Origin of the sequence: Candidatus Bealeia paramacronuclearis, from assembly GCF_035607555.1 — a bacterium.
GTDB classification, from domain to species: domain Bacteria; phylum Pseudomonadota; class Alphaproteobacteria; order UBA9655; family UBA9655; genus Bealeia; species Bealeia paramacronuclearis.
In genome coordinates this window covers 40218-56870 of the sequence record NZ_JAVHWZ010000003.1, presented here as the reverse complement: position 1 = coordinate 56870, position 16653 = coordinate 40218, and the positions used below count along the sequence as shown (strand labels likewise).

Genomic DNA, 16653 nt, shown 5'->3' with positions numbered 1-16653 from the left:
TACTATCGGCTAAAGCCGGTAGTAGTTGATAAGACTGTGGCAATACAGCTCATCCATGGTTAGGATATTGTTGAAGACTAAATTCACGCCAGGGAAAAATTAAAGTAGGTGTCAGGGTAAGGCTCGTCTTTCAACGTAAAGTGCCACCATTCTGTTGTAATCCCTCTAAAACCATGCTTTTCCATGAGCGCTCTTAAAAGAAGACGATTAGCACGAACATGAACGGGAAGGTTCGGATTCATGGGGTGGGAGAGCTCGTCAAAGCAATCAAATCCTGTTCCCAAGTCGATACCATTGTCAGGAAACCGCTGATCGTAGGGAAGTCTGGAATCCAAAGTCGGGTCCCCAGGCCTCCATTGGCGCTGATGAGGTGATGGTAGCGGGACAAGTGTTAAATCCACAGTACTCCCCCGGGAATGTGTGGAACGTTTTGCGATATATCCCAAATCAAAAACATCAGCTTTGTTAATGTCGGGATAAAATTCTGCTTTCATGACTTGATCTTCCACATCTTCAGCCCAACGGATGAATTCATCCACGGCATCTTGAGGGCGATAGGCGTCATAAACTTTAAGCGTAAACCCAAAAGCATTAGCATCTTTTTGCGCACGTGTCAGAGCTCTTGCGGCAGGCTCCGTTAAAATAACACACGGCATATAGTAGCCTGGCAAAGGACGACCGAGAAAATTATGATGTGTGAGATATTTTAAATCACTCAGAATTGTGGGGTCAATATGATGAAGATAAACAAATTGGTCAGGCAGATTTTTGTTTTCGGGTTGGGGCAGATTCATCAGCTTGATCCTCAATGACATCACGATAAGAAACGGCAACATAACGGCCGGGGGCCGCTTCTATTTGAGGATAGGATGCCTTTAAAATTTTGTCGAGTTGAACTTTCTCCCCTTTATAATTTTCCATCCAATGGTCCCAGGTTTTCCACCAAGATCCTTGTGAAGTTTTTGCGTTTTTAAGCCAGTTTTCTGGAAGCGCTGAGTAAGTTGTATTCTGCCAATACTCATACTTATTTTGGGCGGGCGGATTCATCACACCAGCCACATGCCCAGATCCTCCCAGGACAAAAGTCACAGGGGCTTCCAAGACTTGGGTAATTTCATAACAACTTTTCCAAGGAGAAATATGATCATTTTGAGTTGCCAAACTGAAGATGGGAGTTTTTACTAAAGAAAGATCAATGGGAACGCCTCCCAAAGAAAAGGATTTTGGCTTCATCAAAAGATTGTCATGGAAAAGACTTCTTAAAACGAAGCTATGCATGGTAGCAGGAAGGTTTGTTGCATCCGAATTCCAATAGAGAAAATCAAAAGCTGGTGGTTTTTGCCCCATAAGATAATTTTTCACAAAAAATGACCAAATCATTTCATTGGCGCGCAACAAGCTTGTGATGCTGTTCATATTTTGCCCCGACAAAACATCTTTGGATTTCATGAGTTCTTCCGCCGCATCAATTTGGGTTTTGTCTAAAAAGACACGAAGATCCCCAATTTTTGAAAAATCAAAAATGGTCGCCAAAAGGGTTGCCGAAACGACATGAAGTGGCTCTTTCTTTTTGGCCAAATATCCCAAAAGGCACAATGTTAAAACACCGCCAATACAATATCCCATAAGATGGATGTCGGGAGAGACTCGATTTTTCACAATCGTTTTCATAGCTTCTAAAACACCGTGAATCATATAATCCGCAAAACTTTTTTCGGCCATATCCATTCCAGGATTCACCCAAGAAATAATAAAGACATCAAGACCCTGGCTTAGCATCCATTTCACAAAAGAATTGGAGGGACTTAAATCAAAAATATAAAATTTATTAATCCACGGCGGAATGATTAAAATGGGTGCCTGATAAATTTCTCTGACCAATGGCTTGTAATGAATGAGTTCGAGATAGTCATTACGAAAAATGACGTCGCCCGGTGTTGTGGCAATTGTTTTTCCCAAAACAAAAGCATTGATATCTGTGGTGGAAACGCCTACGCCGCGCATCATATCGGACATCAAATGCTCATAACCTTGCTTGAGATTCTCGCCGCCCGTTTCAATAGTTTTTTGAATGACCTCAGGGTTGGAAAACGGAAAGTTTGTAGGCGAAAGGGCGTCCGTCATTTGTTTGAGAGCAAAGCGCGCTTTTTGAGCATCGTCAGGGGACAAACCTTCGGCCTCACCAACCAAATCCTGAACCCATTGAGACGTCAAAAGATAGTACTCTTTAGAAAAATGAAAGTAAGGATTAGTTTTCCAAATATCACTTTTAAAACGCTTATCTCGACTCGATTGTATTTCTGTTGCTGCGTCTTTGGCTTTTTGAAAGGTGTCTTCCCAAAGTTCAAAGACTTGGGTCAAGAGATTCTGTTGGGCTTCGAGTAATTTTTCGGGATGCTCGAGTAAGCTTTGTGATGTTTTTAAAAGCGCATCTCCAAATGATGCGGGTGAGAGCATTTGTGGCCCCACTTGACCTTGCATCATTTGAGAAAGCGCTTGCCCCATGATCGAATTGTGTTCACGGAGAATCTCAAAGCCGTGATTCCAAGCGTCAAGAACCTCTTTTTGAGGGAGGAGGGTTTTTGAATTTTTTGTCATGGGATTCCCTGTGTTTTTTTACGGGAAGTGTAGCGAGAAGAAAAGCTTCAGGCAATGAAGAATGTCAACTTTGACAACTTCCCTGACAAGTTCATTCATGATATTTTTAAATTCAAGATAATAAAAAAATACAGAGAAAATAAAAATGCTGCGGGAATTATTAAACAACACAAATTTTTTTGAATTTTATAATTTTTTTCATTTACTTTACTGTAATTTTTTCTTTTTATAAGGAAGAAGGTTTAATTTGTAGGATTTCACTGATTTTTATTTTATTGTTTATATATTCTGCCAATATAGATTTCCTTTTGTTTCTTGAACATCCATTTTCTGGGCTTGTATCCGTTAGTTTTGAGCCAATGACAGAGAGTTGGCTTAATCCAGAAACTGTCTTGATAAAATAAAAATTGCTTAAGATTGCGTCATCCTCGTTGAGGAATCATGAAAATATCCTTAAGCTTAATCACGCAAGGGTGCTACGCTAAAAGATTTGCGCGGGTGCTCCACGTTGATAAACGACGTGTCTTTTAGGGCTTATCCCTTTGCAGTGCCTTCAGCGCGGCTACCCCAAGTCTTCTTGAATTTAAATATGTGCTGAACTCTTACATCTTATCAATCTTCTCTCGACTTTGGAGATGGATTCAAGATACAATTCAGAACAAAAGGAAATCACACAAAAGATTTCTAGAGTGCCGCACAGCACTCACAAAGGCTTGGCGGTTCGCAATTACAGTGAGGTTCATTCTCAATCAAGGGCGAGGATATGCTCAAAAACTGGATTTTATTTTTCATACTTATTTTTTCTACAGTCCCCGTTTATGCGGCAGATCCTCCCACGCTTCCCAATCGCGGATCCCGAGGATCTCACGATGATCCTCCTCATAATAACGTCACTCCGGATCATTTTGTGCATTTGAAACCTTTTGATATTCCAGTACTTCAAGAAGATTCTGTAAAGGGGTATGTCGGGGTTACGGTCACATTGGAGGCCCATACACCCGAAGAAGCTAATAAAATAAAGGATGTGATGCCGCGTGTGAGAAGTGAAATTCTCGTCGATATTTATTCCATCATGTATCTATTGTGGCATCCGGATTTTATGCCAGATATTGAGATGATCAAAAGTTATATTCAAAAATCAACGGATAAAATCCTTGAAGGTGACCTTGTGTCGGCCATTTACACAAAAGATTTTTATGTCAGGAAGGAGCCTGTTCCTTAAATTATTTTAAAAGAAACATCGCCTCAACTTCAACAGGGACGCCGAGGGGGAGGGAGTTTACGCCCACAGCAGCGCGGGCATGACGACCCTTGTCGCCAAAAACTTCGACCATAAGATCAGAGGCGCCATTGATGATTTTGGGTTGATCTTTGAAATCATCAGGTCCATTGACGAATCCCCCCAAACGGACACAACGGAGAACACGATTCAGGTCCCCTTCACACGCCATTTTCAATTGAGTCAGGATATTGATGCCACAAAGTCGTGCCGCTTTTTGCGCTTCTTCAAGGTTGATATTTTCTCCTACTTTCCCGAGATAAGGAAATTGTCCCTCCCATATGGGGAGTTGCCCTGAGATGATGACCATCTGGTTGATCACCACATAAGGTACATAATTGGCCACAGCAGGGGGCGGCGAGGGCAGCTCAATTCCTAGGTCTTTCAAGCGCGCATCAATGGACATCAGAAAATCCTTTCCATTCGTGAACAATACCCGCATAATCACATAAGAAAAACGAACGAGTCTATAGCCAAAATTGATTTCAGAAAAACTCATTGATGAGCTCATTGCCATGGGCCAGGAAACCTCGCAGTTACTTCTTAGTTTCTATGATAAAGGTTTTGAAGTTGAATCCAAGGATGACGGAAGTCCGCTCACCAATGCGGATTTGGCGGCCGATGCGTGTCTGCAGTCTGCCTTAAAAAAATTAACACCTGAGATCCCTATCGTCTCTGAAGAAAGCTCTCTTGAGGTTAATGAAAAAAGCGCACAATCCCCCCTTTATTGGATTATTGATCCTCTTGACGGGACACGCGGGTTTATCCGTAAAAATGGGCATTTTTGTGTGAATATTGCCCTTATGGAAAATCATAAGCCTCTTTTGGGGGTGATTGCGCTTCCGACCGAAAATGAAGTTTATGTGGGGCATGGAACTGCCTCTTTTAAAATTAAAGATGGTCTCCGTGAAGCCATTTATACGCGGAATTTCCCGGAAGACGGCGTAGACGCCATGGTAGGAAGCACAAAAGCGCAACACGATGATCTTTATGAGTCATTTTTTTCTCATTTCAAAGTGGCCTCCCTCAAAGCACGTGGTGGTGCTAGTAAATTTTGCTATATTGCGCGCGGTGATGTGGATCTTTATATCCGGTTTAGTAAATGCTATGAGTGGGATGTTGCTGCAGGACACGCCATTGTGGAAGCCGCCGGCGGCATTGTTCAAAATTTAAAAGGCGGAACTCTCAATTACGGAGACCCACAATTTGTCACACGCGGTTTTATGGTTTTTGGTCAAAAACATGATTTACCCACCTTCTCCTAAAAACATTGAATTGCTGTCTCAAAGACTTTTGGGAAGCGCAATCGTAGCCCTTCCGACCGAAACCGTTTATGGATTGGCAGGGCTGGCGTCTTCTGATCAAGCCATTGCGGCCATTTATGCCCAGAAAAAGCGTCCTCAGTTTAATCCACTTATTATCCATGGATACAACCTTGATCTTTTAAAGTCTCATGTCATTTGGAATCCTTGGGCGGAAAAATTGGCAGAGGCTTTTTGGCCAGGACCTTTGACGGTCGTCCTTCCTAAAAATCAAAATTCTAATCTCTCACTTCTGGCTTTGGCAGGGCTTGAGACAGTGGCAATCCGGATGCCTCAACATCCTCTCATGCACGCCGTGCTTTCAAAAGTAGGTCTTTTGGCGGCGCCTAGCGCTAACCCCTCAGGCTCCATCAGTCCAACATGTGCAGAAGATGTCGAAATCGCTTTTCACGGGGCCCTTCCCGTTTTGGATGGGGGAGCTTGCATCGTGGGTCTTGAGTCCACCATTTTGGATTTAAGTGGAGAAGCTCCTCAACTTTTGCGACCCGGTGGAATTTCTCTTGAAGATCTGGAAAATCTCTTGGGGCCCCTTACAAAAGGATCGCCTTTGGCAATTAAGGCCCCTGGACAACTCGAGACTCATTATGCGCCGAACTTACCATTACGTATGAACGTAAGTGTAGGTCAAAAAAACGAAGCCTTCCTCGCCTTTGGTCCAGAATATCCTGAAGAACAAGAAGGGCTTTTAAATTTAAGTCCAAAGGGAGACCTTCAAGAAGCTGCCAGTCATTTGTTTGCAATGATGCGAAAGCTCGATCAATCACATTATGCGGGAATCGCTGTAGCGCCCATCCCCCATCAAGGCCTTGGCCTTGCTATCAATGACCGCTTGAAGCGTGCCGCGGCCCCCCGAGGATAAGTGAACCAAGAACGGTTAGAGTTAGAGGTATTACTTCCCGCAAGAATAGGTGCAGGCTTGAAGCATTTTTTTCCCGCTGCCTTTACCTTTAATGGGCTCACAAATATCTTGTGTGCACTCGGCGGCTTTGTGTATTGAGGTCATTTTAAGCGTTAATTTATTACCCCGATTTCCATAGTTACAACTGAAAATAGCGATGCCATCTTTGCCGGTCTCGACTTTCTCTGTGCCGCTAAAAAACCAAAGCATTTTTCCAATTTCAGCTTCACCTTTCCAATCATTTCCGGCAGTGTGAGGTAGTTTCACGGCGCCCTCTAATTTGATCTCACGCGGTGAGGGACAAGATATTTTGGTAGGCTCTGCCGCAAGTGGAAGGGCACAGAAAGATAAAAGAATAGTAATTAATTTCATAAATTCCTCCTTGTTTTTTGTTAAATTAAAAAATCAAACCTTGTTTTCGGAGTGTAATCCCGCCTTTTCAAGTGATCATGCTGAATTTATTTCAGTATGACAATGGCGAGAAGATCTGCTCTCAATTTTTTTTAACGTCTATGCCCCCCTCTTTCGAAATTCATAATAGGCGCAAGGAATGGCTTGTCGGAGAGCCTTTTGTTCATAACGGGTGGGCGGCCACCCTTCGGGGCGCGCAGGCCAATTTTCTGGCGTTTCAAGAGATAGGGGACCAAAAACCTTTTCAAGTTCAAACCTCTCATGGAATATCTCATGAATGTGGATGAGATAATCGGCGTGATCAGAGGCCACACGAAAAATGCCCCCAGGTTTTAATTTGGGAAGAAGAAGGTCAAGAAATTCTTTTTGCAAAAGGCGTCTCATGTGATGGCGTTTTTTTGGCCAAGGATCGGGGAAAAGCACAAAAATACGGCTCAGACTTTTCTCCGGGATTTGAGGGAGTAAAAGTCTTACATCATCAGGTAAAAGATGAAGGCGTGGGAGGTCAGGATCCTCCACTGCTTTTAAAAGACTGGCCACACCATTCATGAAAGGCTCAACGCCGATGATATGAACATGAGGATTATTTTTGAGTTGAGATGCCAAATGTTCACCTCCCCCAAAGCCAATTTCAAGCCAGACTTCCTGAGCGTCTTCAAAAAAGGATAAAGGCGTCTCAAGCGGAATGAGCACTTGAGGGAGCTTATAATCAAGGGCATTTTGGGCCCGAGGGCGAAGGGCTTTGCCCTTCCTGCGTCCATAAAAATGTAATTTATGCATACTTTACTGAGTGGCCAAAATACGATGTTAATTCATTCACGAGATCACAGGTCTCCCAGGAAAATCCTCCATCCTCATCCGGAGTGCGACCAAAATGACCATAGGCCGCTGTGCGCGCATAGATGGGGCGGTTAAGATTCAAATGGGTTCGAATGCCGCGTGGCGTCAAATTGACGAGTTCCGGCAAAATGCGCAAGAGTTTTTCTTCATCCACTTTTCCTGTTTCAAACGTATTGAGATAAAGGGAGGTTGGATCTGCCCTGCCAATGGCGTAAGAGAGTTGTAGAACACACTTTTCAGCAAGGCCTGCAGCCACAATATTTTTAGCGATATATCGCGCCATATAAGCGGCAGATCGGTCAACTTTGGAAGGGTCTTTTCCAGAAAAAGCGCCCCCGCCATGAGCTGATGCACCACCATAAGTGTCGACGATAATTTTCCGACCCGTAAGGCCTGCATCTCCATCGGGGCCTCCGATTACGAATCGCCCGGTGGGATTAACATAAAGCTTGTCAAGGGGGCACATCCAACCTTTGGGCAAGACACTTTCAATCACAGGGGTGACAATGGCGCGAACATCGTCTTGAGTTAGAGAGGCGTCATGTTGCGTAGATAAAACAATTGCTGTGCATCCCATAGGTTTGTCATTCTCATATTTGATGGAAATCTGAGATTTGGAATCAGGCCCAAGTGTGGGGAAATCCCCGCGCGCACGGCCTTCAGAAAGGTGTCTTAAAATTTTGTGTGCATAATAAAGGGGAGCGGGCATGAGGGCCTTTGTGTCAGAACACGCATAGCCAAACATAATGCCTTGATCTCCGGCACCTTCGTCTTTTGTTGCCGAGGCCTTAACACCCATGGCAATATCAGGGGATTGGGCATGAAGATAATTTTCAATTTTCAAATTTTTCCAATGAAAACCATCTTGCTCATAGCCAATCTCTTTGACCGTCATGCGAATAAGATCTTCAATTTCGTCAGGCAACGGAGAAAATTCCGAGCTGACTTCACCCACCAAAATCACACGGTTGGTAGTGGCCACTGTTTCAATGGCAGTACGAGCTTCTGGGTCACGCTGTAAAAAAGCATCAAGAAGAGTGTCAGAAATCCGATCACAGATTTTATCGGGATGCCCCTCGGAAACGGATTCGCTTGTAAAAGTATAATTTTTCATAATTATTTTTCCTGCTCCTGAATTCAAATTGTCGGATCATATCAAGAAATGAAGAGAATCCCAAGACATAGAATGGAGTTCAATCAAAATGAAAAGAGTTTTTGTCACATCTCTTGGGTGAATACGCAGAGAACGCAGAAAACGAGCCCCTCTAGAAGGGTTACGCCATAAGGTCACGAAATTGTGAAAAGCAGAGCGTGAATGTGTTTGTCCTGTGATTTGGCCTTTTTGAATCAGGCAAAGATTTTCAAGGACAGAAATAATCATTTTGGCGAAATGGAAGTTTTTGAATCCGAGAGCGGGGCACGTTCGTTGCTTGATAAAAAAATGGCTTTACTCTATGGTTTAATTGAGAAATTTCATTTGGCGGATTGCAATTTTTTCCTCAGGAGCGGTTTGGTTGAAAGCGTCAAGGACCACCTTATTGCTACCACTTTTATCAATGTTGACCTTATCTGGGCGACCATTTTATTGAAAAGTCTTTTTGAAGAAAGCCTTAGCCGCTATGGGGTCACGCTTATTGCGAAGCAGAAAATCAATTGTATGGCCAAATTTATCAACAGCCTATCGAATCATCTTTCTCGGTCCTCCGATTTAACACCTCTTCTTTCCTCTTTCAACAGATGCGACAGAACCTAGGATCGCCCGGACAGGCCTCTATACTTCTTAAAAAATGAGCAATGCGGAAAATGCTAGGCAGATTCAACTCGCCGTAAACTTCGAAAACGTAATATTATAAATCGAAGTACAATTATTAAAAGTGGAGAAAACCATGATCAAAATTGTAGGATTGCAAGGTGATTTTATTACGGCCTTAAAGTATCTCGTTGAGCTTGATTATGACGCGGTAGCGGCCTATGAGTCTGCAATTAACAGACTTGAGTCCGCGCCATACAAAGCGACTTTAGAAAGGTTTAAGATCGATCATGAAGGCCATATCCAAGGTATTTCTGAGTTCTTGAGAAAAAATGACGAAGATGCACCTACAGGGCCTAGCGTCAAAAGCATTATGACGCAAGGGAAAGTCGTTATCTCTAACTTATTTGGAGACAAGGCAATCCTGAGGGCCATGAGGAGCAATGAGATTGATACAAACACAGCTTATGGCAGAATCAATAATTATGAAAGAATTCCAGACGAGATCAAGCAAGTGCTGGAACAAGGCCTCAAAGACGAGAAAAAGCATCTTGCCTGGATTGAGAAGAGTTTGGAGGCGTGATCCGAGTCTATTCATCCACGATACGAAGTATAAAGGGGCGTGAGCACGGTGTGAAATCGACAATCAATGTGCTGTGGATGTTGACCCAGTCACTCTGCATCCCATTTAGAAAGGAGCGAGAAAAATGACTTATGAAAGCGTCAAGTCCCTTCCTGAGCATGCACAAGAAATATATCTCAAAGCTTTTAACAGCGCCTTTAATCAATATAAATCTTCTGCCAAGCGGAGAGGGAATGAAACCCAGGAAGAAGCCGCACACAAAGTCGCTTGGGCTGCTGTGAAAAAGCAATATGAAAAATCCGGTGATCATTGGGTCTTGAAGTCGTCGCACAATCTTTAAGTAATAAACTCTTTTATAGTTTTGTCGTGAAAGAAAAATACTGAAGAAGTGATACAAAATAAGAAAGTTAAACAAATATATAATAATAAGCATTGTATTAAAGGAAAAGAATTCACGGAAGCTGTAAAACACTTTTTCGAGAAAACTGCTCATGAAATTAAAGACGTTATTCAGAGCCGTGTGACTGATAACTTCGAACGACCTATTACTCCGGCAATAAAACAGGAGACATGGGGAGACTAGTGTGATAAGTAGAAGGTATGAAATTAGGAGATGCACGAAAGTTAACGCAAGACGCCCAAGAAAGCCTTCGTTTGAGGGGGATTAAGGCTGTTGTTGAAGGCGGGAAAACGCATGCGGAAGTGGGGCATTTATTGGGAGTAGCGCGAGGCACTGTCAGCCGATGGGTTTCGAGCTATCGAAGAAGGGGCCAGGCGGCGCTATTGAAGAAAAAACGAGGGCGCCGGGCTGAAGACATGGTGCGCTTGAAGCCCCACCAGTGCGCCAGCCTCGTCAAAATGATCACCGATCGTTGTCCCGACCAGCTAAAACTGCCCTTTATGCTCTGGACGCGAGAGGCTGTGGGAGAGTTGATCGAACGCACTTTTGGCATCCGACTCTCGATTCGCTCCGTGGGGAACTATCTGAAACGTTGGGGATTTACGCCCCAAAAGCCGGTGCGTCGGGCTTATGAACGTCGCGAAAAAGAAGTTCAGGCTTGGCTTAAAGAGGTTTATCCGGCGATTGCCAAGCGGGCGCGCCTTGAAAATGCCGAGATTCATTGGGGAGATGAGGCGGGCTTTCGTTCCGATCATCAGACGGGCACAACTTATAGCCCCAAGGGTCAGACGCCTGTGATTTCAGGAACGGGAAAACGATTTCGAATCAATATGATCTCGAGCGTCACGAATCAGGGCACGTTGCGGTTTATGCTTTTTGAGGAGAATTTTACGCGAGAGGTTTTTCTTAATTTTCTCAAAAGGTTAATCAAGTCTTCCAAGAAAAAAGTGTTTCTCATTGTGGACAATCACAAAGTACACCACGCCAAAGTGGTCGGTGAATTTTTGAAGGAAAACAAAGAAAAAATTGAGGTATTTTTTCTGCCCGCTTACAGCCCAGATTTGAATCCAGATGAGCTTTTGAATCAAGACGTGAAAAGCAATGCTGTCGGACGCAAACATGCCAAGTCATTGCAGGAACTCAAAACCAACATCACAAAATATCTTTTTGGCACCCAAAATTGCCCCGAAATCGTTCGCTCCTATTTCCTCAAAAAAGAAGTTACCTACGCCTCCTAACGTCATCTGTTTTATTACTGGAGTAATATATACCTCTCGCCAATGAAGAGGCCTTATTAATCAGAGGAGTAAACGAAACAACCGTTGTAATTCAATAAAATTTATGTATAAACAAGGCATGAAAATTGAACTGACAATTAAAGAAAAACAAGAACTAGAATTTCAGCGCAGTAAAGAGAGAGAGCGTCGCGTGGCAGATTGCATCAAAGCCGTGATGTTAAATGCAGAAGGTTGGACTCAAATGCAAATCGCTCAAGCTTTGCGAATTCGCTATGAAACTGTTCAAGATCATCTTAACGATTACAAGAATAGCAGGAAACTGAAACCTGAAAATGGCGGCTCTGAAAGCCATCTCACTTCCCATCAAACTTTTCAGCTAATCAGCCATTTTGAGGACAAAATCCACCTCAAAGCTGAGCTTATTTGCGCCTATGTGGATTACACTTTTGGCGTCCATTTTACTGTTTCAGGAATGAACAAGTGGCTCATCCGCAACAATTTTTCTTTCAAAAAACCAAAGGAAACTCCTTTCAAAGCGGACGCCGTTCAATTTAGAAACCAGGAATGTTACCATTGCAGCCCATGAAACCATTGATAGCAAGGCCATGGAAAAGCATTTTGCCGCCTTGCGAAAGAAATATCCCAAGGCCCCAAAAATTCCCTTATACTATCAGCAAAGAAACAAAGCAGACTGCCGAGGACTATGAAATTGTCCTACATTATCTTCCTCCTTACAGCCCCAATTTGAACCCCATTGAGCGATTATGGAAAGTGATGAATGAGTGTGTACGCAATAATCGTGTCTTTAAAAGTACCGCTGAATTTAGGAAAGCCCTTGACGAATTCTTTGCCAAATGGTCAAAAATCGCCAGCTCCAGGATAGACTGCATTAATGATAACTTTCAAATCCTCAATAAGGCACCTTCAAGTTAAAGGGGTATATCTTCTCCTTAAGAAACTTCTTCTCCTTAAGAAACTTTTGCCTCACCGGAAGCATGATTTTTAGAATATTCGGGCACGAGTGCAGAGAGGATCGAAAGCACTTTTCCAAGTTCATTTTTCGAAATTGAGGTTTCAATCTCAGAAATAGCCCGTGAGATAAATCCAAAATCCGTAACTTTGGGGGTTTTGTGCCACAAATGAGGCACTTCAGTTGCGGTGAATTTTTCTCGTAAAAAGGGTGTTTCTTGAAGGCGATCTCCAGACCTTAATCCCAAAAGCTTCATTGAAATATCGTGATGCGGCCTGAGACCTTTCAAGCGAATCATATCCTCAGCCAAACTTTGGATGCGTTGTGGTTGATCCGGTTCAATCACATAAACCCGAGATGCGCCACTGTAATGACTGTGATAAAGTAAGCTTTCGAGAATCAAGTTGACGACATCCTCTAAGCAATGGAAGGATCTCTCAGATTCAGGATGGGTCAGCGTAATCGGGCGAAGGGATTCCACTTGATGATAGATTTTTTCCAAAACCGAACCGGGACTCATCGCGATATTTCCAAAGCGAATGGGCAGGAATTGCGTACCTTGCGGTTTGTGACGTTCCACCGCATCCAAAGACAACGCATACGTCTCTTCAAGGTGTTTGAGGGCCTCTAAAAGATTATGCGGATTTTGAGCTCCCAATGTGGAAAGGGCTACAAATGAGCGTACTTGATGGGCACGCGACACATCCGCAAGATTCCGAAGCCCCAACAAATTGGTCTCAAACGCGGCCATAGGATTATCCTCCACAACGGGGATATGCTTGAGTCCTGCGGCATGTAAAACAATTTCGGGCTTGTGCTGTGCAAATATGGCTTCAAGCCCCACCTTATGCCGAATGGAAGCCAAATGGGGGTGTATCCGAACATAAAGATCTTGGTGAGACAATTCCTCTACAATAACGGTCAGGCGATTTTCATCATGATCCACCAAAATGAGATCATGCGGCTTGCACTTCAGTAATTTTTTAGCCAAGGCTTGTCCTAATGTACCCCCTGCCCCTGTGATTAGAATTCGGGTATTTGCAAAAAAAGGGGTCAGCGCCGCTTGATGAGATCTTAAACTTAATCGTTTGAAAAAATCCTCAATAATGAGGGATCGTAAATGAGGAAGATCGGAATTATCATCGTCTTCTGCAATTTTGACTTCAACATCTTCTTCCAAAGCTGTGATCCAAAGTTGACGCAAAACCTCTCCCCGAAAGTAAGGGTCAACCACGAGTAATTTTTGAGAGGCCCGTTCTTGGAGGCGAAGTCGATTTAAAATCTCATCCAAATCCTGCACAAATCCTAAAAGCGGAACATCCATAAGAGCTGCACAAGATGTGGGCATTGTAAGAACAACGCCTAAAACTTCAAAGCGATGATCATACCGATTTAATAACGCCTGAAGATAATTAGAAAGATAAGGATCACCTCCCACCAAAATCACGCGGGTCAATGATCTTTTTTCAAGAGGAGCTACCGCTTTTAATTTCACCTCAATTAACTCAAAGCAAAAATGAGCGGCAAAAAGAATCAGGTTTAAAAGAACCCAATTGAGGATTAAGAAATCCCCCGAAAATTCAGAGCTCTGAGGTACGATGAAATAAAGGGGGGCAAAGATAAGGGTCAGAAGGCTTGAAAAAGAAAGAATTCTTAAGCTGGATTGCTCCGCATCAAATGTCCAAAGACCACGTTGATAAATTTGCAACCCTTGAAGGCCCAAAATACAAAGGGAATAGAGAAAAAAACTGACCCAAAAATCGCCAATCCCAAGGTTAACAATGTTGCGTCCTTTTAATAAGAAAAAGGAAAAGAAAAAACATCCCAAAGAAAGGAAGGTTTCACTTCCAATTAAGTAACGTGAGGAGGCCGCTTTTCTTCCAGTCCAGGAACCCGGCCGATGAAAAATATTTTTTAAGAATGAAGAGGGGGATTGCTTTGTTTTATCATGCTGAGCTTGTTTGGTTTCCCTAGCCGTTCTGGACCACTTCTTTTTAAAGGCGCCTAAAATAAGGTCAGGCTGACATTTCTCTTTAATTTTTTTCAACGCGCTCAATATTAAATTAACACTTTGACTTACCAACCCTTTAAAATCGATTTCAATCCGCATTCAGTTTCTGCCATCTCTTAAAATTTGCTGGAGCTGATACTAGCGGAGTCCTGCCCTTCCAGCAATCAAATCCTCAACCACTTGTGGATCGGCCAAAGTCGAAATGTCTCCCAAATTGGACAGGTCATTTTCTGCGATTTTCCTTAAAATACGACGCATGATTTTACCCGACCGCGTCTTGGGCAAATTAGGGGCCCATTGAATTTGATCTAAAGTTGCAATGGGTCCAATTTCGGACCGGACATGTTGGATAATTTCTTTTTTAAGATCATTACCGACACTTTCAGGATGTTTTAAAGTGACATAAGCATAAAGGCCCTGACCTTTCACATCATGATGAATCCCCACAACGGCTGACTCAACAACAGCCCAATGCGAATCAATGGCATCTTCAATTTCTGCCGTCCCCAAACGGTGCCCAGAGACATTAATCACATCGTCAACACGACCTGTGATCCAATAATCCCCCTCAGAATCCCGCCGCGATCCGTCCCCTGTGAAATAATATCCGGGATAAGTAGAAAAGTAAGTTTTGATGAATCTCTCATGGTCACCCCAAAGAGTTCTCGCTTGTCCAGGCCAGGACTCCTTTATCGCAAGATTACCTTCGCCTTCACCCATAATTTCTGTTCCTCCCGCATCCAAAAGAACAGGGGCAATTCCGTAAAAGGGTTTAGAGGCGGACCCAGGCTTGGAGGCTGTCATTTCTGGGATAGCTGAGATCATAATACCCCCCGTTTCCGTTTGCCACCAGGTATCCATAATTTGGGAATTTTGATGCCCCACCATATCAAAATACCATGTCCACGCTTCATGATTGATGGGCTCGCCGACCGTCCCCAAAAGGCGTAAAGACGTTCTTAAAGACTTGGCCAAAACTTCATCTCCCTCTTTCATTAAAGTACGAATAGCCGTGGGTGCTGTATAAAAAATTGAGACTTTTTCTCGATCAATAATGTCCCACCACACACTTGAATTGGGATGAAGTGGTGTGCCTTCAAAAAGAACCGTTGTGGCGCCATTTAAAAGCGGTCCATAGACCACATAACTATGCCCTGTAATCCAACCAATATCTGCCGTGCACCAATAAATATCGTCTTTCCGAAGATTAAAAACAGTCGCATGGGTGTGCGCTGCATAGGTGAGATAGCCTCCTGTTGTATGAACAACGCCCTTAGGTTTTCCGGTAGAACCTGAAGTATAAAGAATGAAAAGAGGATCTTCTGCATTCATTTCCTCAAGTGTAGTTCCAGAAATTGGAGTCTTCATAATGTCATCAAAATTGTGGTCTCTTTTGTCATTCCAAGCGCATTTGTTTTTTGTTCTTTGAACGACTACGACATTTTGAATTGTGGGACATTCGGAAATTGCTTCATCAACATTGGCTTTGGTGGGAATTATTTTTCCACCCCTCAGAGACTCATTCGTGGTGATCACAAGTTTGGCGCCGCAATCTTGGATTCTCTCATGCAAAGCTTTTGCAGAAAACCCTCCAAAAACGACCGAATGAATTGCCCCTATCCGCGCGCAAGCCAGCATGGCCACAATCGCTTCAATCATCAAAGGCATATAGATGATAACACGATCTCTTTTGGTGAGGCCCAAACTTTTAAGTCCTGAGGCAAATCGAGAAACTTGATCTTGAAGTTCTCGATAAGTAATGGTGCGGCGTTCGGCAAAAGCCTCGTCCCACCAAATGTAGGCAAGCTTTTCCCCGCGCGTTTCCAGATGACGATCAAGGCAGTTGTAAGCGGCATTCAATGTCCCATCTTCAAACCACTTGATCGAAACATTGCCTTTAAAAGAGGTGTTCTTGACCTTTGTAAAGGGGCTCATCCAATCTAAAAGATCTCGCGCCACATCACCCCAAAACATTTCTGGATCTTTTAGAGAAGATTCGTAAAGGGCGTCATAAAGTGATGATAAATCTTTGGATTGAGACAACATAGTTCCTCCCGATAATGCCAAGTTTTTAGAACTATGAGTCCATTTTTAACGGGAATCAAGAGACTTATCGTTCTCCAAATGCCCGATTGAGACCCTTGATAATGGGTTTCAAGAGGAATTTCATAATGGTGTGCTCGCCCGTAACGATGTTCACCTCACCATTTTCTCCAGGAATGATAGGGAGATCTTTTCCTTCATGGGTCAGATGATTAGTTTTGGTGCGTAAATAGTCGCCCCTGAAATATTACCTAACACGTTGAATCAAATTAATTTTATGCTGAAAATTTGATAGTATAATTGCAAGAAA

General features: G+C 43.3%; 15 protein-coding genes and 1 pseudogene. 8 read left to right on the top strand and 8 right to left on the bottom strand.

Annotation, left to right across the window (positions count from 1 at the left end):
• Positions 1-83 precede the first annotated feature (83 nt).
• Both Bealeia2_RS08525 and Bealeia2_RS08520 read right to left on the bottom strand, forming a co-directional pair.
• Positions 84-794, bottom strand: a complete 711-nt coding sequence (locus Bealeia2_RS08525) for a M15 family metallopeptidase (RefSeq protein ID WP_331256625.1) — start codon at positions 792-794, stop codon at positions 84-86.
• Positions 757-2598, bottom strand: a complete 1842-nt coding sequence (locus Bealeia2_RS08520; protein ID WP_331256624.1) for a PHA/PHB synthase family protein — start codon at positions 2596-2598, stop codon at positions 757-759. Before Bealeia2_RS08520 ends, Bealeia2_RS08525 begins: the two co-directional genes overlap by 38 nt.
• Before the next feature lie 763 nt (positions 2599-3361).
• Here Bealeia2_RS08520 and Bealeia2_RS08515 point away from each other — a divergent pair.
• Positions 3362-3820 carry a flagellar basal body-associated FliL family protein gene (locus Bealeia2_RS08515; protein WP_331256623.1) on the top strand — a complete coding sequence of 153 codons (459 nt, stop codon included), beginning with the start codon at positions 3362-3364 and terminating at the stop codon, positions 3818-3820.
• 1 nt (position 3821) lies between these two features.
• Here the strand turns inward: Bealeia2_RS08515 and Bealeia2_RS08510 are convergent, their stop codons facing one another.
• Positions 3822-4376: a RidA family protein gene (locus Bealeia2_RS08510; RefSeq protein ID WP_331256622.1), complete on the bottom strand. Its 555-nt coding sequence runs from the start codon at positions 4374-4376 to the stop codon at positions 3822-3824.
• Between the two features lie 16 nt (positions 4377-4392).
• Between Bealeia2_RS08510 and Bealeia2_RS08505 the strand changes: the two genes are divergently transcribed.
• Together Bealeia2_RS08505 and Bealeia2_RS08500 are read left to right on the top strand one after the other, a co-directional pair.
• A complete protein-coding gene (locus Bealeia2_RS08505; RefSeq protein ID WP_331256621.1) occupies positions 4393-5142 on the top strand; it encodes a 3'(2'),5'-bisphosphate nucleotidase CysQ family protein in 750 nt (249 codons plus the stop codon).
• A gap of 10 nt (positions 5143-5152) precedes the next feature.
• Positions 5153-6058, top strand: coding sequence for an L-threonylcarbamoyladenylate synthase (locus Bealeia2_RS08500; RefSeq protein ID WP_331256620.1), 906 nt, complete (start codon positions 5153-5155; stop codon positions 6056-6058).
• 30 nt (positions 6059-6088) lie between these two features.
• On the opposite strand, the gene Bealeia2_RS08495 is transcribed toward Bealeia2_RS08500, so the two are convergent.
• The 3 genes from Bealeia2_RS08495 to metK form a co-directional block, all read right to left on the bottom strand.
• Positions 6089-6469, bottom strand: coding sequence for a hypothetical protein (locus tag Bealeia2_RS08495; protein WP_331256619.1), 381 nt, complete (start codon positions 6467-6469; stop codon positions 6089-6091).
• Between the two features lie 138 nt (positions 6470-6607).
• Positions 6608-7288 (bottom strand): tRNA (guanosine(46)-N7)-methyltransferase TrmB, encoded by a 681-nt coding sequence (trmB, locus tag Bealeia2_RS08490; protein WP_331256618.1) that lies wholly within the window; start codon positions 7286-7288, stop codon positions 6608-6610.
• Positions 7281-8468, bottom strand: a complete 1188-nt coding sequence (metK, locus tag Bealeia2_RS08485) for a methionine adenosyltransferase (protein ID WP_414437881.1) — start codon at positions 8466-8468, stop codon at positions 7281-7283. Before metK ends, trmB begins: the two co-directional genes overlap by 8 nt.
• Before the next feature lie 213 nt (positions 8469-8681).
• Here metK and Bealeia2_RS10675 point away from each other — a divergent pair, with 213 nt between their 5' ends.
• The 5 genes and pseudogenes from Bealeia2_RS10675 (at position 8682) to Bealeia2_RS10615 (ending at position 12252) form a co-directional block, all read left to right on the top strand.
• Positions 8682-9101 carry a hypothetical protein gene (locus Bealeia2_RS10675; protein ID WP_331256616.1) on the top strand — a complete coding sequence of 140 codons (420 nt, stop codon included), beginning with the start codon at positions 8682-8684 and terminating at the stop codon, positions 9099-9101.
• A gap of 133 nt (positions 9102-9234) precedes the next feature.
• Positions 9235-9681 (top strand): ferritin-like domain-containing protein, encoded by a 447-nt coding sequence (locus Bealeia2_RS08475; RefSeq protein ID WP_331256615.1) that lies wholly within the window; start codon positions 9235-9237, stop codon positions 9679-9681.
• Positions 9682-9805: 124 nt separating this feature from the next.
• Complete coding sequence (locus Bealeia2_RS08470; RefSeq protein ID WP_331256614.1) at positions 9806-10021, top strand: ChaB family protein; 216 nt, start codon at positions 9806-9808, stop codon at positions 10019-10021.
• A gap of 260 nt (positions 10022-10281) precedes the next feature.
• Entirely contained in the window at positions 10282-11319 is a 1038-nt protein-coding gene (locus Bealeia2_RS08465; RefSeq protein WP_331255186.1) for an IS630 family transposase, read from the top strand.
• Positions 11320-11437: 118 nt separating this feature from the next.
• Positions 11438-12252, top strand: a pseudogene (locus Bealeia2_RS10615) (transposase).
• Positions 12253-12287: 35 nt separating this feature from the next.
• On the opposite strand, the gene Bealeia2_RS08450 reads toward Bealeia2_RS10615, so the two are convergent.
• Both Bealeia2_RS08450 and acs read right to left on the bottom strand, forming a co-directional pair.
• Positions 12288-14399, bottom strand: a complete 2112-nt coding sequence (locus Bealeia2_RS08450; RefSeq protein ID WP_331256613.1) for a polysaccharide biosynthesis protein — start codon at positions 14397-14399, stop codon at positions 12288-12290.
• Between the two features lie 39 nt (positions 14400-14438).
• Positions 14439-16346 carry an acetate--CoA ligase gene (acs, locus tag Bealeia2_RS08445; protein ID WP_331256612.1) on the bottom strand — a complete coding sequence of 636 codons (1908 nt, stop codon included), beginning with the start codon at positions 16344-16346 and terminating at the stop codon, positions 14439-14441.
• Positions 16347-16653: the final 307 nt, after the last annotated feature.